The organism is Mycobacterium cookii (assembly GCF_010727945.1).
Taxonomy (GTDB): domain Bacteria; phylum Actinomycetota; class Actinomycetes; order Mycobacteriales; family Mycobacteriaceae; genus Mycobacterium; species Mycobacterium cookii.
On sequence record NZ_AP022569.1, the window covers coordinates 2,493,758 to 2,517,917 of the forward strand.

The following is a 24,160-nucleotide window of genomic DNA, read 5'->3' on the forward strand; positions in this document are numbered from 1 at the left end:
CTGCCATCGAGGGCAATGCGCGTGCAGAGGCAAGCGCTTAGGTCGACCTATGCGTGCGCCGAGGTCCTGTCGGTTCAGCCGAGAGCCGGCGGGGCCGTCCTAAAAACGCCACTCCATGTGTGTCACTCTTCTAACTGAACTAACGTGTGGCTATGAATACGGATGTCTGGATCCTCGCCGGATATCAGAGCGACTTCGCCCGAAACCTCACCAGAGAAGGCCTCGATTTCGCGGACCTCACCCGCGAAGTCGTCGACGCCACCCTCGCCGCGGCGAAAGTCGACGCCTCCGATATCGGGGTGGTCCACGTCGCCAACGCGTTCGGTGAGATGTTCGCCGAACAAGGCCACCTCGGCGCGATGCCGGCCACCGTCTGCGACGGGCTGTGGGATACGCCGGCGTCCCGCCACGAAGCCGCCTGCGCGTCCGGAAGCGTGGCGGCGCTGTCCGCCATGGCCGACCTGCGGTCCGGCAACTACGACACAGCGTTGGTGCTCGGGGTCGAACTGGAGAAGACCGTGCCTGGCGATACCGCGGCCCGGCATCTTGGCGCCGCGGCATGGACGGGCCACGAGGGCGCCGACGCCAAATTCCTGTGGCCCTCGATGTTCGCGAAGGTCGCCGACGAATACGACCGCCGCTACGGCTTGGACGACAGCCATCTGCGGGCGATCGCGCAACTCAACTTCGCCAACGCGCGGCGCAACCCCAACGCCCAGACCCGCGAATGGTCTGTGCCTCAACCGATCAGCGACGACGACGTCAGCAACCCGCTCATCGAAGGCCGGCTGCGGCGGTTCGACTGTAGCCAGATGACCGACGGCGGAGCGGGAGTCGTCCTGGTCAACGATAACTACCTGCGCGAGCATCCCGACGCGCGACCGATCGCCCGGATCACCGGCTGGGGTCATTGCACCGTTGGACTGGGCCTGCAGCAAAAGCTCGACCGCGCCGCCGACGACCCGTACGTGCTGCCGCATGTCCGCAGTGCGGTGCTCGACGCACTGCGAAGAGCACAGGTGACGCTCGACGACGTCCACGGCTTCGAGGTACACGATTGCTTCAGTCCCAGTGAGTATTTGGCCATCGACCACATCGGCCTGACCGGGCCCGGCGAATCGTGGAAGGCCATCGAGCACGGCGAGATCGAGAACGGCGGACGACTGCCGATCAACCCGAGTGGCGGGCTGATCGGCGGGGGCCACCCAGTCGGTGCGTCGGGTGTGCGGATGCTTCTCGACGCGGCGAAGCAAGTCAGCGGCACGGCCGGCGACTACCAGGTCGAGAACGCGAAAACCTTTGGCACGCTGAACTTCGGTGGCAGCACCGCCACCACGGTCAGCTTCGTCGTCAGCGAGGTGCACTGATGGATATCGAAGTCGTCGGCAAGTTCCTGTCGACCCTGCCCGAAGACGACGATCACCCGTACCGCACCGGTCCGTGGCGGCCGCAGACCAGCGAGTGGGACGCCGACGACCTGACGGCCGTGGAAGGCCGGATTCCGGATGATCTCGACGGCGTCTACCTGCGTAACACCGAGAACCCGCTGCATCCGTCACTGAAGACGTATCATCCGTTCGACGGCGACGGCATGGTGCACGTTGTCGGGTTTCGCGACGGAAAAGCGTTCTACCGCAACCGGTTTATCCGCACAGACGGGTTTGCGGCGGAGAACGAGGCCGGCGGGCCGCTGTGGCCCGGGTTGGCCGAGCCAGTGCAACTCGCCAAACGCGACGACGGCTGGGGGGCGCGCACCCGGATGAAGGACGCGTCGAGCACCGACGTCATCGTCCACCGCGGAGTCGCGCTTACCAGCTTCTACCAGTGCGGCGATCTCTACCGCGTCGACCCGTTGTCGGGGAACACGCTGGGCAAGGAAACTTGGAACGGATACTTCCCCAGCGACTGGGGAGTCTCAGCGCATCCGAAAGTCGACGGCAAGACCGGCGAGCTGTTGTTCTTCAACTACAGCAAGCAGGCCCCATACATGCACTACGGCGTCGTCGACGAGCGCAACGAGTTGGCGCACTACGTCGATGTTCCGCTACCCGGACCACGGCTGCCGCACGACATGGCGTTCACCGAAAACTACGTCATACTCAACGATTTCCCGCTGTTCTGGGATCCGCAGCTGCTCGAACACGACGTGCACTTACCGCGGTTCTATCCCGACATGCCGTCCCGCTTCGCGGTGTTGCCGCGCCGCGGCGGAAGCGACCGGATCCGCTGGTTCGAGGCCGACCCGACATTCGTGCTGCATTTCGTCAACGCCTACGAGGACGGCGACGAGATCGTGCTCGACGGGTTCTTCGAAGGAGCGCCCCAGCCCCTGGACACCGGTGGAAACAAGTGGGACAAGCTCTTTCGCTTCCTGGCGCTGGACCGTCTACAGGCCCGGCTGCACCGCTGGCGGTTCAACCTGGTCACCGGCGCCGTGCATGAAGAGCAGTTGTCGGAGTCCATCACCGAGTTCGGGGTGATGAACCCCGATTACACGTCCGGTGACTACCGCTACGCGTACGCCGCCACCGGCAAGCCGGGCTGGTTCCTGTTCGACGGCCTGGTCAAGCATGATCTGCGCACCGGAGGTGAGGAGCACTTCCGGTTCAGCGACGGCGTCTACGGCAGTGAGGCAGCGATGGCTCCGCGACCGGGAGCCACGGGTGAGGACGACGGCTACCTGATCACGCTGACCACCGACATGAACGCCGACGCCTCGTACTGCCTGATCTTCGATGCGGCCCGCGTCGGCGACGGTCCGCTCTGCAAACTGGCGCTGCCCGAACGGATTTCCAGCGGCACCCACGCCACCTGGGCGTCGGGGTCGCAATTGCGCCGCTGGCGGGACGCCGACTCAGCCGCCGGCGCCATCGGGCTGTGACGTCCGACGCGGCCGAGCCGACCGCGCTGACACCCGGCGGCATCAACGCCGTCGGCCGGATCCTGGGTCTGCTCGGCGACGAGTGGACGCTGCTGATCATCCAGCAGGCCCTGTTGGGGGCGACCCGCTACGGCGAGTTCATGGAGCGCCTGCCCATCTCGAATTCGGTGCTGACCAACCGGTTGCGGGCGCTGACGGAGAACGGCCTGCTCGATCGCACGGTGTACCGGTCCCGGCCGGTGCGCGCCGAATATCTGATTACCGAACGCGGGCGGGCGTTGTGGCCGGTGCTGCTGTCGATCTGGGAATGGGAACGACGATGGGTGCCTGAGCAGGCCGACCGCCTTCCGGGTATGCGGCACACGGCCTGCGACAGCGATTTCGCGCCCACGCTGAGCTGCCAATCGTGCGGCGAGGTGGTGACCGAGAAAGAGGTAACCGCGCAATGGGGCCCGAGTGGTTCGTGGCCACGCTCGGTGCCCGAGGCGGTGACTCGTCGCCGATCGACGGGCGACACCAGCCGCGGCCAGGCCGGTCTGTTTCCGGAGACCATGAGCGTGTTCGGAAATCGTTGGGCAGCAGCGCTATTGGTATGCGCATTCCTGGGTACCAGTCGCTTCACCGATTTTCAGGCTCAGCTCGGGGCGCCGCCGTCGCTACTGGCAAGCAGGTTGCAGACGTTCTGCGCCAACGGTGTGCTGTGCGTGTCGCGCCAAACCGGCCCGGCGCGCACCTGCTACCAGCTCACCGAAAAGGGCCGCGCGTTCTTCCCCGTCATCGTCACCGCGCTGCAGTGTGGCCAGCGATGGTTCCACGCACCGGAAGGCCCGGCGGTACTGATCACCCACATCTGTTGCGGCAAGCCGCTCCTCGGGCTGTTGACCTGCGATCAATGCGCGCTGCCCCTGACGGGTGACCAGGTCAGCGTCGGCTAGCGGTGACCGCGGAACGACGACACCAACGCCCACATCGAGCACAGCGTCGCAGCGGCCGCCGCGACACCGCCCACGTACAAACCGTAGGCAGCCGAAACCGGCGGCTTGACGTTGACCGCGTAGTACCGCACCGTGAGCGCGACGACGACCAGCGAAACCGCCAGTGCGACAAACGATGCCGGCTTCACCGACAGGCCTCTGCCCACCATCGCTCCGGCCACCAGCAACGCTGAGGACAGCAACACGATCAGCTGGCCCGGCCCGAACCCGTGTGGCAGGTGCAGGCTGCCGATGCTGCCGCCGATCGCGTTGGCCCAACCGCCGCCGTTGGCGCGGGTCGTCAACCACGGCAGCCATGCGCTGATCGAGACCATCGCGGCGAACAGCGCAACCAGCCATCCGGGGCGCAGGCGGGACATACCGCGACAGTAGCGTCAGGCGGGTGCGAACACCGTGACGAACCTGTTGAGCGATTCGTCGATGTCGCTGCGCAGTGCCGCGGCGACGATCATGCCGATCGGCCCGAACAGCGCCGGGCCGCCCAGGTGCACGTCGAAACTGACAACCGAATCCCCGGCGTTGGGTTTGACCTTGGCCAACAACTTGACTTTGACACCGCCGACGCCGACGCCGTTGAGCGTCATCGACTCCGGCGGTTTGTAGTGCACGATGGTCCATTTGATCCGGTTGGCCATGCCCTTGACTTCGAGAATCGACTCGATGACCGTGCCCTTCTCCAACTGCTCGGGCAGCGTGCTGCGCCACACCCGGTGGATCGTCAGCCATTCCTTGTAGCGGGACAGATCAGACGCGTTGGCCCAAGCCTTTTCGGGTGGCAGCGGTACATCGATGGATCCGGAGAGTTTCGCCATGGGTGACTTCTACTGCTCGTCCTTGGTGCCGTCTTTCAAGGCGTTCTTCGCCGCCTCCTGCACCTGGTTCACGGTGTCCTTGAACTTGCCGTCGGTTTTGGAGTCGACGAACTCACCGGCCTTGTCGATCGCGGAGCCGACCGTGTCGGCGTTCTGCGCCAACAGGTCCTTGGCCTTGTCCAGAAATCCCATGTCGCGTCCTTTATCCATTGGAACTTGTGATTAGGGGTATCACGGCTGATCGGTGAGCCGCCACCACTGCTCCGATTCGGTCGCCGCCGTGGGGTCCACCCGCTCGCCCGGCTTAGGGACGGCAACCTTGACGGCGGCGGCCTCGGCCGCGGCGAGCAACCGCTCGATCGGTTCGGCCCACGGGTGCGGCGCCAGCCGGAAGGTGCACCAGTGGATCGGCACCAGCAGTCCACCGTTGACGTCGAGGTGCGCCTGCACCGCATCCTCGGGGTTCATGTGGATGTCCGGCCAGATCTTGTTGTACGCGCCCACCGGCATCAGGGTCACGTCGAACGGTCCGTGGTCGGTGCCGATATCGGCGAAGCTCTTGGTGTAGCCGGTGTCGCCGCCGAAGTACGCCCGGTGCGCGGGGCCGATGATCGCCCATGACGCCCACAGGGTGCCGTTGCGGTTCAGGAAACGGCCGGAGAAGTGCCGCGCCGGGGTACAGACCAGGGTGAGCTCGTCGACTTTGGTCTGCTCGTTCCAGTCGAGTTCGATGATGCGCTCATCCGGGATGCCCCAATTACGAAGGTGCGCACCGACACCCAGCGGAACGACGAACGGCGCCCACTGGCTGCGGGCGAGTGCGACGATCGTGTCGATGTCGAGGTGGTCGTAGTGGTCGTGGCTGATCACGATCGCGTCCAGGGCGGGCAGTGCCTCCAGCGACACCGGCGGCGGATGCATGCGTCCCGGTCCGATGACGTCCGACGGTGAACAGCGTTGGCTCCACACCGGGTCGGTCAGGACGCGGTAGCCGTCGATCTCCAGCAACGCGGTGGAGTGACCGAACCAGCTGACCGCGATCTGGCCGGCGGGAGCTTCGAAGGCCCGCGGCTCGGGGGTGTCCAGCGGGATCTCCGCCGTGGGCCGCGCTTGATTCCGGCTACTGATCAACTCCCACAGGATGTTTCGCTGCTCTTCGGCGTCGATGTTGAACGAGGCCGGCTCCAGGTTGACGAACACCCCGTCGCGGAAGTTCGGTGAGCGATCGGCGACCGCGCGGATGTCCGACGGTTGGGCTCCCAGCGCGGCCGGCGCGCCGTGCAGCGCTCGCAACACCCATCCGCCCGTCGCGAGTGAGACCGTGCCCACCGCGAATCGCAACGCCCCCCGCAACATCCGATCAGGCCCCCTGGAATTTCGGCGGCCGCTTCTCCACTCGTGCGACCTGCGCCTCGATGACGTCCTGACTGCCCCACGCCTTGTCGAACAACTCCTTCTGCACCGGCGAGGGCTCTTCGATCGAGCCGTCGTCGTTGAGCACCCGCTTGGCGTGCTGCAGTGCCAACGGGGCCAGGCCGGCGATCTCGGCGGCCCAGGCCTGCGCGTCGGCCAGAGTGCCGATCCGGTTGGCCATCCCGGTCTGCAACGCCGTCTCGGCGGTCAGTTTCTCCGCTGTCAGCAGCATCGCCCGCGCGCGGCCGTGTCCGACCAGCGAGGACAGCCGATGGATGCTCCAGTTATCCAGCGCCAGGCCGTATTTCGATGTCGGGAACTGGAAGAACGCCTCCGGTGACACCACCCGCAGGTCGCACTGCATCGCCAGTTGCAGGCCCGCGCCGATCGCGGGCCCGTTGATCGCGCCGACCACCGGAATCGGCGCCGCGTCCAACGCCTTGTGTAGTTCGATCAGCCGGTCGGGATAGTCGGCGGCGAACGCGTCACCGCTGAGGTCGGCGCCGGCGCAGAACACGGTGCCCTGACCGGTCAGCACGACGACCCGGACATCCTCGCCTGCCGCCTTCTCCACCGACTCGCGCAACTCCTCAACCAACTGGGAGTTGAGCGCGTTGCGTCGTTCGGGACGTTGCAACTCAATGGTCAAGACGTCTTCGACACGGGTCAGACCGATCATGGGACATAGCCTAGTGACGTTTCAGACGGCATCTACTCGGCGGTAGGCGGAGCGTTCCCATCGGCCGAAACACCTGACAGGATGCTTCACCGTGACAAGGCCTAACTTCCTGGTGATCGTGGCAGACGACCTCGGCTTCTCCGACATCGGCGCATTCGGCGGCGAAATCGAGACCCCCAACCTGGACCGGCTGGCCAACGCCGGACTCCGGTTCACCGACTTTCACTCGGCACCCGCCTGTTCACCGACGCGGTCGATGCTGCTGACCGGCACCGACCACCACATCGCGGGCATCGGCACCATGCTCGAGGTCGCCCCGCAGTTCCGCGGACAGCCCGGCTACGAGGGACATCTCAACGACCGGGTGGTCGCCCTGCCCGAACTGCTGCGGGACGCCGGATACCTGACCTTGATGGCGGGCAAGTGGCATCTCGGCAACACCATCGACACCTCGCCGTGGTCCCGTGGATTCGATCGGTCGTTCGCGCTATTGCCCGGTGGCGCAAGCCATTACAGCAACGTTCCGGGCGACTTCATCCCGATGATGTCGCGCTACACCGAGAACGACCAGTTCGTCACCGTTCCAGACGACTTCTACTCGTCGGACTTCTACGCCGACACGCTGCTGCGGTATTTCCGCGAGCGCACCGACCCCGAACAGCCGTTCTTCGCGTATCTGCCGTTCCAGGCGCCGCACTGGCCGCTGCAGGCACCGACCGACACCATCGCGAAATACCGCGGCCGCTACGACGACGGCCCCGACGCGCTGCGCGAACAGCGACTGGCCGCGCTCAAGAAGCTCGGGCTGTGCCCACCCGACGTCGTCGCCCACCCCGTGGTCGCCGACGGGGAGCCGGAATGGGCCGACATGACCGCCGAGCAGCGAGCCGCGTCCGCCCGGGCCATGGAGGTCTACGCGGCCATGGTGGACCGGATGGATCACAACATCGGCCGGGTGATCGACTACCTCACCGAGACCGGCGAGCTGGACAACACCGTCGTCGTCTTCCTGTCCGACAACGGCGCCGAGGGCGCGATCCTCGAGTCGTTGCCGATCCTCGGCGGCGCGATCGCCGCCGAGATCGAGAAGAACTGGGACAACAGCCTCGACAACGCCGGAGCGTCCAATTCGTTCATCTGGTACGGCCCGCGCTGGGCGCAGGCCGCCACGGCGCCGTCGCGACTGCACAAGGCGTTCACCGCCGAGGGCGGCATCCGCGTGGTCGGGTTCGTCACGTGGCCGGGCTTCGACCGCCAGCAGCAGATCGGCACCGCGTTCAGCACGGTGATGGACATCGCGCCGACCGTGCTCGAGCTGGCCGGCGTAGAGCACCCGGGCACCGAATACCGGGGGCGCGAAATTGCGCCCATGCGCGGTCGGTCGCTGTTGCCGTATCTGTCCGGCGCCGGATCGGTGCACGCCGACACGGCCGACACCGGATGGGAGTTGTTCGGCCGCAAGGCAATTCGGCAAGGCGACTGGAAAGCTCTGCACCTGCCCGAGCCGTACGGACCGGGTGACTGGCAGCTCTACGATCTGTCCGCCGACCCCGGCGAGATCAACGACCTGGCCGCGACGCACCCCGAGAAGCTGGCCGAGCTGCTGACGCTGTGGGACCGCTACGTCGAGGACACCGGCGTCATCCTGGATCCGACACCGGCCTCGTGAGCCGGATCGGGACCGACGAACTGCGCGACGCGGTACTCGACGAGGGATCGTTCGTCAGCTGGGACAGCACGCCCATCGCCGTCTCTGCCGGCGAGAGCTACACCCGCGAACTGGCCGAGGCACACGCCGCCAGCGGACGCGACGAATCGGTGCTGACCGGCGAGGGCCAGGTGTTCGGCCGCCGGGTGGCCGTGGTGGTCTGCGAGTTCGACTTCCTCGCCGGCTCGATCGGGGTCGCCGCCGCCGAGCGGATCACCGTGGCCATCGAACGCGCTACCGCCGAGCGGCTGCCGTTGCTGGCCTCGCCGTGTTCGGGCGGCACCCGGATGCAGGAGGGCACCGTCGCGTTTTTGCAGATGGTCAAGATCGCCGCCGCGGTCAACCTGCACAAACAGGCGCACCTGCCGTATCTGGTCTACTTGCGTCATCCGACCACCGGCGGGGTGTTCGCGTCGTGGGGCTCACTGGGCCACGTCACGTTCGCGCAGCCCGGCGCCCTGATCGGTTTTCTGGGGCCACGGGTATACGAGCAGCTCTACGGCGAACCGTTTCCCCCCGACGTCCAAACCGCCGAGAATCTGCAGCGGCACGGTGTGGTCGACGCCGTCGTACCGCTCGACGAACTGCGCGGCATCCTGGACCGGGCCCTGACCGTCGTCGCGGACGACCCGGGCCCGGCCCCGGAACCGCCGGCCGGGACTGAGCCGCTGCCCGACATCCCGGCCTGGGACTCGGTGCTGGCCTCGCGGCGACCTGATCGGCCCGGCGTCCGGCACCTACTGCGACACGGCTGCACCGACCAGGTGTTGCTGTCGGGCACCGGGCAGGGCGAAGCCGCGACCATGCTGCTGGCGCTGGCCCGGTTCGCCGGTCAACCCGCGGTGTTGCTCGGCCAGCAGCGTGTCATCGGCGGACTGGTCGGGCCGGCCGCCCTGCGCGAAGCGCGTCGCGGTATGTCGTTGGCCGCCGGTCTGCGGTTACCGCTGGTGCTGGTCATCGACACCGCCGGCCCGGCGCTGTCGGTCGAAGCCGAGCAGGACGGGCTGGCCGGTCAGATCGCCCACTGCCTGGCCGAGCTGGTCACCCTGGACACCCCGACCGTGTCGGTGTTGCTCGGCCAGGGCAGCGGCGGCCCCGCGCTGGCGATGGTGCCCGCCGACCGGGTGCTGTCGGCGCTGCACGGTTGGCTGGCGCCGCTGCCACCCGAGGGCGCCAGCGCGATCGTTTTTCGCGACACCGCCCACGCTGCCGAGCTGTCCGCCGACCAGGGCGTCCGATCGGCCGACCTGTTGGCGTCCGGCATCGTCGACGCCGTCGTGCCCGAGCACCCGGATGCCGCCGACGAGCCGGTCGAGTTCTCCGAACGACTGTCCGCGGCGATCGCGGCCGAACTCCACGCGCTGCGTGCGATGCCCGACCGGATGGCGACCCGGCTACGGCGTTACCGCAACATCGGACTGCGCTAGCGGTCCGGCAGCCCGAGGTAACGCTGGATCGTCGGCCCGACCAAGTCGATGATGTCGGCTTGGGTCATGTCGACTACCGGCGGCAACTTCAAGACGAAGCGGCACCACGCCACGCCCAGGATCTGGGTGGCGATCAGCCCGGACCGCCACCGGACTTCGTCGGCCGGAACCAGGGTCGCGACCAGCGGTTGCAGTTGCGTCGTGAAGATGTGCTGCATGCGCAGTGCGGCGTCACCGTTGGTGGCACTGGAGCGCAACAGGATCACCAGCGCCTCGTCACCCTCCCAGCGTTGCAGGAAATGGCTGATCAGCGCGCAGCCCACCGCGGTGCGGTCGATCGCGGCCAGGTCCGGAAGCCGCAGATCGAACTCCGCCGCGGCGGCGAACAGCTTGTCCTTGTTGCCGAAGTACCGCATCACCATCGAAGGGTCGATGCCGGCATCGGCGGCGATCGCGCGAATTGTGGCGGCCTGAAAACCTGCCTTGCCGAATCGCTCCCTGGCCGCCGCGAGGATGGCGGCCTTGGTGTCGTCCGACGATTTCCGCATGCCAACAATTGTAGGCCAACGGGTGTTGACTTCGCTCGGAAATCAGCGCACGATGGCTATGCCAACAAGCGTTGACTCAATCGAGAGGAGACCACCATGATCGACACCGACGTCCTCGTCGTGGGGGCCGGCCCGACCGGGCTCACACTCGCCGCGTCACTGCTGCGCCACGGCGCGGAGGTGATGGTCGTCGACCGCCTGGTCGAGGGCGCCAACACATCGCGCGCGGCCGCCGTCAACGCCCGCACGCTCGAGGTGCTAGAACACCTCGACGTCTCCAGACGCATGGTGAAGTCGGGGCTCATCGCCCCTCGTTTCACCATGCGGGATGGCACGCGGACGTTGATGGCGATCGATTTCTCCGAACTGCCGACCAGCTACCCGTACACGCTGATGCTCTCGCAGGCCACCACCGAGGCGCTGCTCGTCGAGCGGCTGGCCGAGCTGGGCGGAGAGGTAAGCCGGCCTAAAGAGCTGACCCGCTTGTCGCAGGACGCCGACGGCGTCACCGCGACATTCGGCGACGGCGAGACCATCCGGGCGCGATTTGTGGTGGGCTGCGACGGCGCGCGCAGCACCGTGCGTCAGCTGGCCGGCATCGGCTTTGCCGGTGGCGAATACGCCGAAGCTTTCGCGCTGGCCGACGTCCGACTCGCCGGGGAGGCGCCCGACGCCGAGATCATCCTGTTCTATGCGATGAGCGGCATGAATGTGCTGGCGCCGCTGCCCGGCGGCATCCACCGGGTCATCGCGCCGACCGCCCACGCGCCGGAGCAGCCGTCGGTCGAGTTCGTCCAGAACATCCTGGACACTCGTGGGTTCGGCCCGGGGCGCACCACTGTCACCGAATTGATCTGGGGATCGAGATTCCGGATTCACCACCGGGTTGCCGACAGCTATCGCGCAGGGCGGCTACTGCTGGCCGGCGACGCCGCCCACTTGCACAGCCCCGCCGGCGGACAGGGCATGAACCTCGGCATCCAGGACGCCGTCGCGCTCGCTGACGGCCTGCGCGACGCGCTAAATGGCGATGGCGACAGCGCGCTGGACGCCTACAGCGCCAGCCGCAGGCCGGTCGCGCGACAAGTGCTGACCACGACCGGACGGCTGACCCGGCTGGCGACGCTGCCACGGGCGGCGCGCCCGGCTCGCAACGGGTTGACCCGACTGGCCGCCGGCATCCCGGCGGTGCGCACCAAGCTGGCCTGGCGGCTGTCAGGTCTGGTCTACCGCTGACTCGAATGTGTCGGCGGCCCAGCGGTGCGCCCAGGTCTGCAGCGGCCCGAGTGCCGCCATCAGCGAATGACCATGTCGCGTCAAGAAATAACCCGCGTCCCCGTGGTCCACGATGCGTAGCTCTCGCAGCTCCTTCAACCGAGTGTTGAGCGAGCTCGGGTTGGTATCGCAGGCCGTTTGCAACGCCCGGAACGTCAGCGGCCCGGCACGTAACTCCCAGAGCAGGCGCAGCGCGCCGCGGCGACCGAGCACATCGAGGGCCACCATGACCGGCCGACCCGATCGCGATCCGCGGGCCGACGAACCGATGCGGGGCGAATTCATGCTTTACATTTTGTAGCACCAGGGCTAATTTCGGTCACATGACACGCTATAAAAATGATAGCGCCCGCATCGCGCCGGCCGCCGGTCCGTTTCCTGACGACATGCAGCAAGCGATCGACGCGATCATGCGCGGCCGCCCGCCCCTGGCGCTGTTCACCACGCTGGCGCGCGACCGTCGGCTGTTCTTCAAGTTCTTCAACGCCGGGCTGCTCGACCGGGGGCAGCTGACCATCCGGCAACGCGAGATCGTCATCGACCGGGTGACGGCGTCCTGCGGCGCCGAGTACGAGTGGGGTGTGCACGTCAGCGCGTTCGCTGCGAAAGCCGGCCTGACAGAAGAACACATCACATCGCTGACCGTCGGCGGACCCGATGACACCTGCTGGTCCGAGGCCGATCGGGTGCTAATCCGGTTGTGCGACAGCCTGCAGGAGAAGTGCACGGTAGACGACGCGCTCTGGGCGGATCTCACCCGATATCACAGCGACGCGGCGCTGCTCGAACTGCTCATGCTGGCCGGCACCTATCGCACCGTCAGCTACCTGGTGAACTCCCTGCAGCTGCCCCTGGAACCCGGCGCCAGGCGATTCCCGCCGTCCCGCGGGAATTGAGCTGGGTGCGTCGAGCGGGTGTTCCCACAGCTAAGGGCAACAATCAGGCATCATGGGCGGCATGGACGCTGCTGGGTCTTCACCCCGGGTTTTGGTTGTCGACGACGACTCCGACGTGCTTGCCTCGTTGGAGCGCGGACTGCGGTTGTCCGGATTCGAGGTGTCGACCGCGGTCGACGGCGCCGAGGCGTTGCGTAGCGCCACCGAAACCCGGCCGGACGCAATCGTTCTCGACATCAACATGCCCGTGCTCGACGGCGTCAGCGTGGTGACCGCGCTACGCGCGATGGACAACGACGTCCCGGTCTGCGTGCTGTCGGCGCGCAGCTCGGTCGACGACCGGGTGGCCGGCCTGGAAGCAGGCGCCGACGACTACCTGGTCAAGCCGTTCGTGCTGGCCGAGCTGGTGGCGCGGGTGCGGGCGCTGCTGCGCCGGCGCGGAGCCACCGCGACATCGTCGTCGGAAACCATCACCGTCGGGCCGCTGGAGGTCGACATCCCGGGCCGTCGCGCTCGGGTGCACGGCGTCGACGTCGACCTGACCAAGCGCGAGTTCGACCTGCTGGCGGTGCTGGCCGAGCACAAGACCGCGGTGTTGTCCCGTGCGCAGCTGCTGGAGCTGGTGTGGGGTTACGACTTCGCCGCTGACACCAACGTCGTCGATGTCTTCATCGGATACCTGCGCCGCAAACTCGAAGCCAACGGCGGCCCCCGGCTGCTGCACACCGTGCGCGGCGTGGGCTTCGTACTGCGCATGCAGTGACGGCTTGAACATGAATTTCTTGTCGAGAATCCTGACCCGCACACCGTCGCTACGCGCCCGGGTGGTGGTGGCGACTGCCATCGGCGCGGCGATCCCGGTGCTGATCGTCGGAGTGGTCGTCTGGGTCGGCATCACCAACGACCGCAAGGAAAGGCTGGACCGCCGTCTCGACGAGGCGGCCGGTTTCGCGATCCCGTTCCTGCCCCGCGGCCTCGGCCAGATTCCCAAGTCCCCCAACGACCAGGACGCGGTGATCACCGTGCGTCACGTCAACGGGGAGGTCACCTCCAACACGACGGTCACGCTGCCCGAGCTGCCCGCCGGCTACGCCGACACTTACGTCAACGGTGTGCGCTACCGCGTGCGCACGGTGAATATCCCTGCGCCGCATCCGATGTTGGTGGCCGTTGGCGCGACCTATGACGCCACCATCGCCGACACCAATAATCTGCACCGTCGAGTGATCTTGATATGTCTGTTCTCGATCGGCGCGGCAGCGGTATTCGCTTGGCTGTTGGCCACTTTCGCGGTACGACCGTTCAAACGGCTGGCACAGCAGACCCGGGCCATCGACGCGGGCGACGAGCGACCACAGGTCGAGGTGCGCGGCGCCAGCGAGGCCGTCGAAATCGCCGAGGCCATGCGCGGCATGCTGCAACGGATTTGGGACGAGCAGAACAGGACGATCGAGGCGTTGGCCTCAGCTCGGGATTTCGCCGCGGTGTCCTCGCATGAGTTGCGCACGCCGCTGACCGCGATGCGGACCAACCTGGAAGTGCTGTCCACCCTTGACCTTCCGGATGAGCAACGCAAAGAGGTGCTGCACGATGTCATCCGCACCCAGTCCCGCATCGAGGCAACGTTGTCGGCGCTGGAACGGCTGGCCCAAGGCGAGCTGTCGACCTCAGAAGACCATGTGCCGGTTGACATCACCGAATTACTCGACCGCGCCGCGCACGACGCCATGCGGATCTACCCCGACCTGGATGTGTCCTTGGCGCCGTCGCCGACCTGCATCATCGTCGGACTGCCCGCCGGACTTCGGCTTGCCGTGGACAACGCGATCGCCAACGCCGTCAAACACGGTGGCGCCACCCGCGTCCAGCTGTCGGCGGTGAGCTCGCGGGCCGGCGTCGAGATCGCCATCGACGACAACGGCAGCGGGCTGCCCGAAGAGGAACGCCAAATCGTGTTCGAGCGGTTCTCCCGCGGCTCCACCGCGTCACACTCGGGCTCCGGGCTGGGCCTGGCACTGGTCGCCCAGCAGGCCCATCTGCACGGCGGCACGGCGACGCTGGAAGAAAGCCCGCTGGGCGGACTGCGCCTGCTGCTGGAGCTTCCGCCGCCGCGCTGACTCAGCGGGTGCTGAGCAGATCGATGACGAAAATCAGTGTCTTACCGGACAATTGGTGACCTGAGCCGGTCGGCCCATACGCCTGCTCCGGCGGGATGATCAGCTGGCGGCGGCCGCCGACCTTCATGCCGGGAATGCCGTCCTGCCAGCCCTGGATCAGGCCCTGCAACGGGAACGCGATCGGCTGGCCGCGACCCCACGAGCTGTCGAATTCCTCGCCGCTGTCGTAGTCGACGCCGACGTAGTGCACCTCGACGGTGCCGCCGGGCACCGCTTCGGGTCCGTCACCGACCACCAGGTCTTCGATGACGAGTTGTGCGGGAGCTGGGCCACTGGGAAATTCGATCTCAGGTTTGCTTGACACCCAGACGACCCTAGTCGGGTGACGATGCGGCCGAGCATCGGCCGCTGAGGAGCCCGATCATCAGGCTTCAGTCGGGTGACGATGCGGCCGAGCATCGGCCGCTGAGGAGCCCGACAATCAGGCTCGAGTCGGGCACACTTGACGCGTGGAAGACACCGAAGCTTTATCGCAAATCAACGAGCTCGTCGCTGAGGAGAAGGTGCTGCGAGAGCGGCTACAGCACCACGAAATCAGTGAATCCGACGAGCACAAGCGGCTGCGCCAGATAGAGATCCAGCTCGACCAGTGCTGGGATCTGCTGCGGCAACGGCGCGCGCTGCGCGAGACCGGCGGCGACCCCGGCGACGCCGCGGTGCGGCCCGCCGACGAGGTCGAGGGCTACCTGGGCTGAGCAGATGACTGCGCGTGACGTCGACGCGGTCATCGTCGGTGGCGGCCACAACGGTCTGGTCGCCGCCGCATACCTCACGCAGGCCGGCTTGCGGGTCCAGCTGCTGGAACGACTCGACGAGGTCGGTGGCGCGGCGGTGTCGGCGCAGCTGTTCGACGGCGTCGACGCCCGGCTCTCCCGGTACTCCTACCTGGTGAGCCTGTTGCCGTCGCGCATCGTCGACGACCTGGGCGCCGTGATCAGGCTCGCCCCGCGGGCGTACTCGTCCTACACCCCCGACCCGGCGACCGCGGGACGCACTGGCCTGCTGGTCGGCCCACGCAGCACATTCGGCGCCATCGGCGCCGGCGGCGACGAGGCCGCGTTCGCGGAGTTCTACCGGCGCTGCCGGCTGGTGACCGGACGGCTCTGGCCGACGCTGCTGGAGCCGCTGCGCAGCCGCGAGCAGGCCCGCGCGCACGTCGGTGATGCGGCAGTCTGGCGGGACCTGGTCGAGCGGCCGATCGGCGAGGCGATCACCGCGACGCTGGGCAACGATCTGGTCCGTGGCGTCGTCGCGACCGACGCGCTGATCGGCACCTTCGCCCGACTCGACGACCCGTCGCTGGAGCAGAACGTCTGTTTCCTGTATCACCTGCTCGGCGGCGGCGTCGGCGACTGGCACGTCCCGGTCGGGGGCATGGGCGCCGTCAGCGCGGCCCTGGCGACAGCGGCGAATGGCGCCGAAATCATCACCGGCGCTGAGGTTTTCGCCGTCACCCCAGACGGCGAGGTGCGCTACCGCCGACGCGACGAGGAGCATGTGGTGCACGGCCGATTCGTGCTCTCGGGGGTGACGCCCGCGACGTTGGCCGGCCTGCTCGGCGAGCCGGCGCGACCGGGCGCCGCCGGCGCACAGGTGAAGGTCAACATGGTGCTCAAGCAGCTGCCGCGACTTCGCGACAGCGCTGTGACGCCCGAGCAGGCGTTCGGTGGAACGCTGCACGTCAACGAAACTTGGACGCAGCTGGACGCGGCGTACTCGCAGGCCGCCGCGCGGGTGCTGCCGGATCCGCTGCCGTGCGAGATTTACTGCCATTCGCTGACCGACCCGAGCATCGTCTCCCCCGCGCTGCGCGAATCCGGCGCGCACACGTTGACTGTGTTCGGTCTGCACACGCCGCATCCGGCATTCGGCGACGCGCGTGACACCCTCACCGATGCCGTGTTGTCGTCGCTGAATTCGCTTCTCGCCGAACCGATTCAGGATGTCTTGTTAGCCGACGCCAACGGGCTGCCCTGCATCGAGACGACGACCACCCTGGACTTGGAGCAGCGGCTGGGCATGACCGCCGGCAACATCTTCCACGGCGGCTTGTGCTGGCCGTTCGCCGACGACGGCGATCCGTTGGACACCCCGGCGCGGCGATGGGGCGTGGCCACCGGGCACGACCGGATACTGCTGTGCGGATCGGGTGCGCGACGCGGCGGAGCGGTCTCCGGTATCGGCGGCCACAACGCCGCGATGGCGGTACTAGAGTTTGCTCAGAGTTAGCGGGCGTCGATGGTGGTGTAGTCGCGTTCGGTGTAGCCGGTGTAGATCTGGCGCGGACGGCCGATCTTGCTGTCGCCCTCGTCGTGCATCTCCCGCCAGTGCGCGATCCAGCCGGGCAGCCGGCCCAGCGCGAACAGCACGGTGAACATCCGGGTGGGGAACCCGAGCGCCCGGTAGATCAGCCCGGTGTAGAAGTCGACGTTGGGGTACAGCTTGCGCTCGATGAAGTAGTCGTCGGTGAGCGCTGCCTCTTCGAGTTGCTTGGCGATGTCCAGCAGGTCGTCGTCGCCGCCGAGCTTGGCCAGGATCTTGTCGGCCTGCTCCTTGACGATCCGCGCGCGGGGGTCGTAGTTCTTGTAGACGCGGTGGCCGAAACCCATCAGCTTGACGCCCTCTTCGCGGTTCTTCACCTTGCGAACGAAATCGCTGACGTCGTCGTCGCTTTCGCGGATATTCTCGAGCATCTCGAGCACCGCCTGGTTGGCCCCGCCGTGCAGCGGGCCCCACAGCGCGTTGATGCCGCCGGAGATCGAGGTGAACAAGTTCGCCTGCGACGACCCGACGAGCCGTACCGTCGAGGTCGAACAGTTCTGCTCGTGGTCGGCGTGCAGGATCAGCAGCATGTCCAGCGCCCGGACGATCTCGGGGTCGACGTCGTAGGGCTCGGCGGGCAGGCCGAACGTCATCCGCAGGAAGTTCTCCACCAGCGTCAGCGAGTTGTCCGGGTAGAGGAACGGCTGGCCGACCGACTTCTTGTAGGCGTAGGCGGCGATGGTGGGCAGCTTGGCCAGCAGCCGGATCGTGGACAGCTCGACCTGCTCGTGGTCGTGGGGCTCCAGCGAGTCCGGGTAGTAGGCCGACAGGGCGTTGACCGCGCTGGACAGCACCGGCATCGGGTGGGCGTTGCGGGGGAAGCCGTCGAAGAACCGCTTGAGGTCCTCGTGCAGCATGGTGTGCAGCTGGATCTGCCGGGTGAAAGCCGCGAGTTGCTCGGTGGTCGGCAGCTCGCCGTAGATCAGCAGGTAGCTCACTTCGATGAACGTCGACTTCTCGGCGAGCTGATCGATCGGGATGCCGCGATAGCGCAGGATGCCCGCGTCGCCGTCGATGTAGGTGATGGCGCTCTTGGTGGACGCCGTGTTGACGAACCCGTTGTCGAACGTCGTATAGCCGGTCTTGGACAGCAGCGGGCCGAGCGCGATGCCGTCGGCACCTTCGGTCGCGTGGACGATGTTGAGATCCAACTCACCACCCGGGTACTTAAGAGTGGCGGTCTCGTCGGTTGCGGCCACGGGAACCCCTTTGCGGTCTCGGCTGATGCTGGCCCTACAGAATGCGTATAAGTGAAGGTAGTCGTTATCCGGGCGGTGCGCCTGCGCGGGGGCAATGTCCCCTCTCGGAGGCCGTGGGCCCACCGCCCGGCGCATCGTACCGCGCCAGTTTAAGGGCCTGACCTCTTGCCTCGACGGCGGTTGTGCGCATTGTCACCGGGCTACGGTTGCAGGCGTTCGATCCGTCCGCCGACGACACGAATCCTGTTGTGTAGACGGTCTTCTCGCCCCTGCCAAAACTCGACTTCAACGGGCGCGATGCGATAGCCGCCCCAGTTCGGCGGCACCGGGACCTGCTCGGTCTCGGCGAACCGGCCGGTCACCTGCGCCAACTGATCAACCAGCGCGGCACGGGAGGCGATCGGGTGTGACTGACGCGACGCCCACGCGCCCAGCTGCGAGCCCCGCGGCCGCTTCGACCAGTAGCTCTCGGTGTCCTGCGGGTCGACCTTGGTCACCGGACCGCGGACATGAACCTGCCGGTTCAGCAGGTACCAGGGGAAGGTCACCGACGCGTACGGCGTCGCCGCCAAGTCGTCGCCCTTGGCCGAGTCGTAGTTGCTGAAAAAAGTGATGCCGTCCTCGTCGACGCCCTTGCACAGCACCGACCGGCTGACCGGTCGGCCGTCCCTGACGGTGGCCAGCACCATCGCGTTGGGTTCGGCGATGCCCGCGCGTTCGGCATCGCCAATCCAAGTGCGCAGCAACGCAAGCCATCCGTCATCGAGCCAGTCGGCGTCGAGGTCCGAGCTGCCGTCCCGCTCCTTCGAGCCATACTCCTTGCGCATCTTCGCGAGGTGCTCGTTGTCGGGTGCCACCATCGCGCCCACGCTACTCGCGGCTGAATGAACGAGGTGAGGATGTAGCGGTAGTCGCAAGCGGAAATCGGCTGGCCCGGATTTGTCGTAGGTGGCTGCGATGCTGACGTCATGTCCTCTATTGCATCCGCTGGCGCTCTGGTGGGAAGTCCCAGCGAGCGTCTTGAGGTGCTGTTCGAGGAGTTGGCCGAGTTGACCGGTCAGCGCAACGCCATCGATGGGCGCTTAGTCGAGATCGTGGCCGAGATCGATCGCGACCAATTGGGCGGCGCCACCGGCGCGCGATCGGTGCCGGCACTGGTGGCGTGGAAAACCGGCTGGTCGCCGGCAAATGCGCAGACGATCACCACGGTCGCGAGCCGCCTGGACGAGTTCCCGCGCTGTGTTCAAGGCATGCGAGAGGGCCGACTATCGCTCGACCAGGTCGGCGTTATTGCGGCGCGTGGCGGTACGGGATCCGATGAGCACTACGCGCAGTTGGCGCGCTGCGCCACGGTAACGCAGCTCCGCACCGCCGTGAAGCTGGAACCGCGACCTGAACCCAATCCTCGGCCCGAGCCCGAGCGCTCAATCACCACGACCACCAACGAGCATGGCAGCTGCTATCGGATCGCACTCGGCCACCATGACGCCGCGAAGTTCGAGGCCGCCCTGGCTTCTCATCGTGATGCGCTGATCGCCGAATGGAAGCACGATCACGGCAACGACGCGGGCACTTCAGCTGAGCGGCCCCCGTTGCCGAGCACCGCCGAGGCGTTCGTGCGCCTGGTCGAGGCCGGCTGGGACGCTGAGGCGGCCCGCCGGCCGCACGGGCAGCACACGACCGTGGTGGTGCATGTCGACGTTGAGCAGCGTGCTGCAGCACTGCACCTGGGTCCGCTGCTCACCGACGCCGAACGTAGATACCTGACGTGTGACGCCACGTGCGAGGTGTGGTTCGAACGTCACGGCGAGGTGATCGGTGCGGGCCGGGCGACCCGGCTGGTCAACCGGCGGCTTCGCCGTGCGCTGGAGCATCGCGACCGCACTTGCGCGGTTCCGGGCTGTGATGCCACCCGTGGGTTGCACGCCCATCACATCCGGCACTGGGAAGACGGCGGCCCCACCGAGTTGGCCAACCTGGTGCTGCTATGCCCCTATCACCACCGATTGCACCATCGCGGCGTCATCACCATCAAGGGAACCGCCGGCGCCCTCGTCATCACCGACGACCAGGGTCGATCCCTGCGCCCGGGATCGCTGGCACGCCCACCAACTCAACCCCCGCCCGCGGTCGCACCTTGCCCGGGACCTACCGGGGAACGCGCCGACTGGTGGTGGTACGAACCCTTCCAACCCCAACCACCACCGTCAAACAACTAGCGTGGTCGCCGACGCCAATCAAACAAGTTGCGGGACAAGAGAACTGGTTCGCACTGCCCGCCGCCCACTGCGTCGTGGACATCGGGGCGCCCTCACGAGGGGTATCGCACGCTACGAGCCAGCATCGGGTGCTGAGAGCTCACGATCACTTCGCTACTGCTAGTTACCGACCGGTAGCAACGAGTGTGCGCCGCCGTGGGAGAATCTGGCCATGACTGTCATCTCGGACAAGGTCCCGGAGAATTTCGTTGCCGGACTCGAGGGTGTGGTGGCATTCACCACCGAGATCGCCGAGCCCGACAAAGACGGTGGCGCCCTGCGCTACCGCGGTGTCGACATCGAAGACCTGGTCGGTCAACGCGTCACATTCGGTGACGTCTGGGCTTTGCTGGTCGACGGGGAATTCGGCCGCGGGTTGCCGCCCGCCGAGCCGTTCCCGCTCCCCATTCACAGCGGCGACGTCCGCGTCGACGTCCAGGCCGGCCTGGCCATGCTGGCGCCGATCTGGGGCTACCAGCCGCTGCTCGACATCGACGATGCCACCGCCCGCGAGCAGTTGGCCCGCGCGTCGGTGATGGCGCTGTCCTATGTCGCCCAGTCGGCCAGGGGTATCTACCAGCCTGCGGTGCCGCAGCGGATCATCGACGAATGCTCAACGGTCACAGCACGTTTCATGACTCGCTGGCAGGGCGAACCCGATCCCAAGCATGTCGAGGCCGTCGACGCATACTGGGTCTCGGCCGCCGAGCACGGGATGAACGCGTCGACGTTCACCGCCCGGGTGATCGCGTCGACCGGCGCTGACGTCGCCGCGTCGCTGTCGGGTGCGGTCGGGGCGATGAGTGGCCCGCTGCACGGCGGCGCGCCGGCCCGGGTGCTGCCGATGCTCGAAGAGGCCGAGCGCACCGGCGACGCGCGCGCCCTGGTCAAGGGAATCCTCGACCGCCGCGAGAAGCTGATGGGCTTCGGTCACCGCGTCTACCGCGCCGAGGATCCACGCGCGCGCGTGCTGCGCGCGACCGCCAAGCGGCTGGGCGCGCCGCGCTACGAGGTGGCCCTGGCCGTCGAGCAGGCTGCGCTGTCCGAGCTGCGGGAGCGACGTCCGGACCGGGCGATCGAGACCAACGTCGAGTTCTGGGCCGCAGTCATTCTCGACTTCGCCGAGGTTCCGGCCCGGATGATGCCGGCGATGTTCACCTGCGGACGGACCGCCGGGTGGTGCGCGCACATCCTGGAGCAGAAGCGACTGGGAAAGCTGGTTCGCCCGGCCGCCATTTACGTCGGTCCCGGACCGCGCAGCCCGGAGTCCGTCGCGGGCTGGGATCGGATCCCGAAGGCCTGACGCCTTGTCGGTGGTCGGTGATGAGATTTCATCGCGGTCGGAGTCATACAGGTGTCCGACCGTTTCATCCGAAGCCACCCAGGAGGCCACTATGGCGATTCCCGTTGAACCCGCGCTGTCCCCGCATCTGGTCGTCGACGACGCTGCCGCGGCGATCGACTTCTACATCAAAGCTTTTGACGCTGTCGAGATCGGGCGAGTGCCCCGGCCTGACGGCAAGCTCATCCATGCCGCTTTGCGGATCAACGGATTCCTGGTGATGCTCGCCGACGATTTTCCGGAGATGTCCGGCGGTAAGTCGATGACGCCGACGTCGCTGGGCGGAACGCCGGTCACCATCCACCTGACGGTGGATGACGTCGACACCAGGTTTCAACGAGCACTCGACGCGGGCGCCACCGTGGTCATGCCGCTCGACGAGCAGTTCTGGGGTGACCGCTACGGCATGGTCGTCGATCCCTTCGGTCACCAATGGTCACTCGGACAGCCGGTGCGCGAAGTCAGCTATGACGAGATTGCCGCCTTTGTGGGCCAGTCAGGCTAGGCGAGGTCGGCGAGCTCGCGCAGTCGATCGACGAGCCGGTGCCGCAGTGACGGCGCCGGCGCGGCGGCCGCGACATCGAGCATGTCGGCGATCGAGGTGAACTTGCTGCGCGGGCGGTCGTCGACGGCGCCGCGGGCCACCTCGGCGGCGTCGATGGCGCGCCAGCCGTCGGCGTCCACGAGGTCGGGCTGACGGGACCGGACGAATTTGTCCAATGCCGAGGACTTGGCGGTGGGTGCCGCCAACGCGCCGGCATTGAAGTCGTCGACAAGCCGCTGCACCGTCTGCGCCGCACACGATTTATTGGTGCCGATGAACCCCGTCGGCCCACGCTTGATCCAGCCCGCCACGTAGGCTCCGGGCACGGGCCTGCCGGAGTCCGCGTCCACCACCCGGCCGCCGTTGTTGGGCACCACGCCCGCGTCCTCGTCGAACGGCAGGTCTTTGATTGCCTTGCCGTGGTAGCCGATCGACGTCAACACCAGGCCGGCGTCGAGCTGCTGAACCTCGTCGGTGCCGGTGACGTCGAACAGCATCCCGGTGGCTCGCTGCTCGCCCAGGATGCGCTTGGGTGTCAAGTTGTAGGCCAGCCGGATCCTCGGCCGCGGCGAGGTTGCCGGTGCCGCGGCGTCACCCAGCGCGCTCAAGACCTCGAGCTTCTGCCTGGTCAAGCTGTCCGAGACGGTGGCGAGGTCGTTGTGCACCGCATCGCGGTCGGCGGCCGCGAGTACCACTTCTGCGCTATTCGTCAGACCGATCAACTCCGGCAGGGTGAACGCAGAGTGCGCCGGTCCGCGCCGAGCGGCGATCACCACTTCCCGCACCAGCGAGGCACGCAGCGCGGTCAACGCGTGATCGGCGATGTCGGTGTGAGCGAGCTCGCCGGGGTCTGCGCAGAGCACGCGGGCCACATCGAGGGCGACGTTGCCGTTGCCGATGACGATGACCCGCTCGTGGCTGAGATCGACTGGCAGATCGGTGAAGTCGGGGTGGCCGTTGATCCAGGCCACCATCTCGGTGGCGGTGCCGGTGCCGGGCAGATCCATCCCGTCGATGTCCAGCCGGCGGTCGTTGGGCGCACCGCTCGCGTAGATGACCGCGTGGTGGTGCGCCAGTAGGTCGTCGTGGCTCAGGTGCTTGCCGACCTCGACGTTGAGAAAGAACCGGAATTCGCGGCGACGGGCGATCCGATCGAAGAGCCGGGTGACCCGCTTGGTGGTCTGGTGATCCGGGGCCACCCCGGCGCGCACCAATCCATAAGGGGCAGGGAGCTTTTCGAAGACATTGACCCGAACACCCTGCTGGGTGAGCAGTTCATCAGCGGCGTACATCGCCGCCGGCCCGGATCCCACAATGGCGACCATCAGCGGGCCGCCGTGGTCGGCGTGCACCTCCGGCGCCGGAATCACCGGCGCCAGTTTGGATGTCGGCGGCAGCTTCTCGCCGGCCGGGCGGGACGCATGGACGGGCTCATAGAACAACGCGTTGAGCGCGATGAACGGTTGCTGCTCGAGCGTCAGTCGCGAGTCGGGCGCGATAGCGCCCACCGGACAGGCACTCACGCAGGCCCCGCAGTCCACGCAGGCGACCGGATCGATGAACAGCATCTCGGCCTGCGCGAAGCCCGGCTCGTCCGGCGAGGGGTGGATGCAGTTCACCGGACAGGCGTAAACACAGGACCCGTCGCTGCAACACGACTGGGTAATGACGTGCGGCATAAGTC

General features: G+C 67.1%; 25 protein-coding genes. 14 read left to right on the top strand and 11 right to left on the bottom strand.

The window, feature by feature from the left end:
• The first annotated feature begins 152 nt into the window (after positions 1–152).
• From G6N27_RS11630 to G6N27_RS11640, 3 genes are read left to right on the top strand one after another with little or no spacing between them, the layout of a single operon-like run.
• Entirely contained in the window at positions 153–1,367 is a 1,215-nt protein-coding gene (locus G6N27_RS11630; protein WP_163776464.1) for an acetyl-CoA acetyltransferase, read from the top strand.
• Positions 1,367–2,881, top strand: coding sequence for a carotenoid oxygenase family protein (locus G6N27_RS11635; RefSeq protein ID WP_163776465.1), 1,515 nt, complete (start codon positions 1,367–1,369; stop codon positions 2,879–2,881). Before G6N27_RS11630 ends, G6N27_RS11635 begins: the two co-directional genes overlap by 1 nt.
• Positions 2,878–3,816, top strand: coding sequence for a winged helix-turn-helix transcriptional regulator (locus G6N27_RS11640; RefSeq protein ID WP_232064969.1), 939 nt, complete (start codon positions 2,878–2,880; stop codon positions 3,814–3,816). The genes G6N27_RS11635 and G6N27_RS11640 overlap by 4 nt, the downstream gene beginning before the upstream one ends.
• Here G6N27_RS11640 and G6N27_RS11645 read toward each other — a convergent pair.
• From G6N27_RS11645 to G6N27_RS11665, 5 genes are read right to left on the bottom strand one after another with little or no spacing between them, the layout of a single operon-like run.
• Positions 3,813–4,235: a hypothetical protein gene (locus G6N27_RS11645; protein ID WP_163776466.1), complete on the bottom strand. Its 423-nt coding sequence runs from the start codon at positions 4,233–4,235 to the stop codon at positions 3,813–3,815. The genes G6N27_RS11640 and G6N27_RS11645 overlap by 4 nt on opposite strands.
• Positions 4,236–4,250: 15 nt before the next feature.
• Complete coding sequence (locus G6N27_RS11650) at positions 4,251–4,688, bottom strand: type II toxin-antitoxin system Rv0910 family toxin (protein WP_163776467.1); 438 nt, start codon at positions 4,686–4,688, stop codon at positions 4,251–4,253.
• Between the two features lie 9 nt (positions 4,689–4,697).
• Positions 4,698–4,880: an antitoxin gene (locus G6N27_RS11655; protein WP_163776468.1), complete on the bottom strand. Its 183-nt coding sequence runs from the start codon at positions 4,878–4,880 to the stop codon at positions 4,698–4,700.
• A gap of 39 nt (positions 4,881–4,919) precedes the next feature.
• Positions 4,920–6,044 (bottom strand): MBL fold metallo-hydrolase, encoded by a 1,125-nt coding sequence (locus tag G6N27_RS11660; RefSeq protein ID WP_163776469.1) that lies wholly within the window; start codon positions 6,042–6,044, stop codon positions 4,920–4,922.
• 4 nt (positions 6,045–6,048) lie between these two features.
• Entirely contained in the window at positions 6,049–6,780 is a 732-nt protein-coding gene (locus G6N27_RS11665) for an enoyl-CoA hydratase (protein WP_163776470.1), read from the bottom strand.
• A 91-nt stretch (positions 6,781–6,871) separates the two neighbouring features.
• Here G6N27_RS11665 and G6N27_RS11670 point away from each other — a divergent pair, with 91 nt between their 5' ends.
• Both G6N27_RS11670 and G6N27_RS11675 read left to right on the top strand, forming a co-directional pair.
• Complete coding sequence (locus G6N27_RS11670) at positions 6,872–8,449, top strand: arylsulfatase (protein WP_163776471.1); 1,578 nt, start codon at positions 6,872–6,874, stop codon at positions 8,447–8,449.
• A complete protein-coding gene (locus tag G6N27_RS11675) occupies positions 8,446–9,915 on the top strand; it encodes a carboxyl transferase domain-containing protein (RefSeq protein WP_163776472.1) in 1,470 nt (489 codons plus the stop codon). The genes G6N27_RS11670 and G6N27_RS11675 overlap by 4 nt, the downstream gene beginning before the upstream one ends.
• Here G6N27_RS11675 and G6N27_RS11680 read toward each other — a convergent pair.
• Entirely contained in the window at positions 9,912–10,463 is a 552-nt protein-coding gene (locus G6N27_RS11680; RefSeq protein ID WP_163776473.1) for a TetR/AcrR family transcriptional regulator, read from the bottom strand. The two genes, G6N27_RS11675 and G6N27_RS11680, sit on opposite strands and share 4 nt — an antisense overlap.
• A gap of 96 nt (positions 10,464–10,559) precedes the next feature.
• Between G6N27_RS11680 and G6N27_RS11685 the strand changes: the two genes are divergently transcribed.
• Positions 10,560–11,699 (top strand): FAD-dependent oxidoreductase, encoded by a 1,140-nt coding sequence (locus tag G6N27_RS11685; protein ID WP_163776474.1) that lies wholly within the window; start codon positions 10,560–10,562, stop codon positions 11,697–11,699.
• On the opposite strand, the gene G6N27_RS11690 is transcribed toward G6N27_RS11685, so the two are convergent.
• Entirely contained in the window at positions 11,679–12,023 is a 345-nt protein-coding gene (locus G6N27_RS11690; RefSeq protein WP_163776475.1) for a winged helix-turn-helix transcriptional regulator, read from the bottom strand. The two genes, G6N27_RS11685 and G6N27_RS11690, sit on opposite strands and share 21 nt — an antisense overlap.
• 38 nt (positions 12,024–12,061) lie before the next feature.
• Here G6N27_RS11690 and G6N27_RS11695 point away from each other — a divergent pair, with 38 nt between their 5' ends.
• From G6N27_RS11695 to G6N27_RS11705, 3 genes are read left to right on the top strand one after another with little or no spacing between them, the layout of a single operon-like run.
• Positions 12,062–12,634 (top strand): carboxymuconolactone decarboxylase family protein, encoded by a 573-nt coding sequence (locus tag G6N27_RS11695; protein WP_163776476.1) that lies wholly within the window; start codon positions 12,062–12,064, stop codon positions 12,632–12,634.
• A gap of 52 nt (positions 12,635–12,686) precedes the next feature.
• Positions 12,687–13,397, top strand: a complete 711-nt coding sequence (gene prrA, locus G6N27_RS11700) for a two-component system response regulator PrrA (protein ID WP_163776477.1) — start codon at positions 12,687–12,689, stop codon at positions 13,395–13,397.
• A 10-nt stretch (positions 13,398–13,407) separates the two neighbouring features.
• The gene (locus G6N27_RS11705) at positions 13,408–14,751 is read left to right on the top strand and encodes a sensor histidine kinase (RefSeq protein WP_163776478.1); all 1,344 of its coding nucleotides are present in this window, start codon (positions 13,408–13,410) and stop codon (positions 14,749–14,751) included.
• Position 14,752: 1 nt separating this feature from the next.
• On the opposite strand, the gene G6N27_RS11710 is transcribed toward G6N27_RS11705, so the two are convergent.
• Complete coding sequence (locus G6N27_RS11710) at positions 14,753–15,115, bottom strand: FKBP-type peptidyl-prolyl cis-trans isomerase (protein ID WP_163776479.1); 363 nt, start codon at positions 15,113–15,115, stop codon at positions 14,753–14,755.
• Positions 15,116–15,260: 145 nt separating this feature from the next.
• Here G6N27_RS11710 and G6N27_RS11715 point away from each other — a divergent pair, with 145 nt between their 5' ends.
• Together G6N27_RS11715 and G6N27_RS11720 are read left to right on the top strand one after the other, a co-directional pair.
• Entirely contained in the window at positions 15,261–15,506 is a 246-nt protein-coding gene (locus G6N27_RS11715) for a DUF2630 family protein (RefSeq protein ID WP_163776480.1), read from the top strand.
• A 4-nt stretch (positions 15,507–15,510) separates the two neighbouring features.
• Positions 15,511–17,040, top strand: a complete 1,530-nt coding sequence (locus G6N27_RS11720; protein WP_163776481.1) for a phytoene desaturase family protein — start codon at positions 15,511–15,513, stop codon at positions 17,038–17,040.
• Here the strand turns inward: G6N27_RS11720 and G6N27_RS11725 are convergent.
• Positions 17,037–18,332, bottom strand: a complete 1,296-nt coding sequence (locus G6N27_RS11725) for a citrate synthase (RefSeq protein WP_163776482.1) — start codon at positions 18,330–18,332, stop codon at positions 17,037–17,039. The genes G6N27_RS11720 and G6N27_RS11725 overlap by 4 nt on opposite strands.
• A 200-nt stretch (positions 18,333–18,532) precedes the next feature.
• Positions 18,533–19,192, bottom strand: coding sequence for a pyridoxamine 5'-phosphate oxidase (gene pdxH / locus G6N27_RS11730; protein ID WP_163776483.1), 660 nt, complete (start codon positions 19,190–19,192; stop codon positions 18,533–18,535).
• Positions 19,193–19,300: 108 nt separating this feature from the next.
• On the opposite strand from pdxH, the gene G6N27_RS11735 reads away from it, so the two are divergent.
• The 3 genes from G6N27_RS11735 (at position 19,301) to G6N27_RS11745 (ending at position 22,437) form a co-directional block, all read left to right on the top strand.
• Positions 19,301–20,551: an HNH endonuclease signature motif containing protein gene (locus tag G6N27_RS11735; RefSeq protein ID WP_163776484.1), complete on the top strand. Its 1,251-nt coding sequence runs from the start codon at positions 19,301–19,303 to the stop codon at positions 20,549–20,551.
• Positions 20,552–20,762: 211 nt separating this feature from the next.
• Complete coding sequence (locus tag G6N27_RS11740; protein ID WP_163776485.1) at positions 20,763–21,893, top strand: citrate synthase 2; 1,131 nt, start codon at positions 20,763–20,765, stop codon at positions 21,891–21,893.
• 91 nt (positions 21,894–21,984) lie between these two features.
• Entirely contained in the window at positions 21,985–22,437 is a 453-nt protein-coding gene (locus G6N27_RS11745; protein WP_163776486.1) for a VOC family protein, read from the top strand.
• Here the strand turns inward: G6N27_RS11745 and G6N27_RS11750 are convergent.
• Positions 22,434–24,155: an FAD-dependent oxidoreductase gene (locus G6N27_RS11750; protein ID WP_163776487.1), complete on the bottom strand. Its 1,722-nt coding sequence runs from the start codon at positions 24,153–24,155 to the stop codon at positions 22,434–22,436. The two genes, G6N27_RS11745 and G6N27_RS11750, sit on opposite strands and share 4 nt — an antisense overlap.
• Positions 24,156–24,160 lie beyond the last annotated feature (5 nt).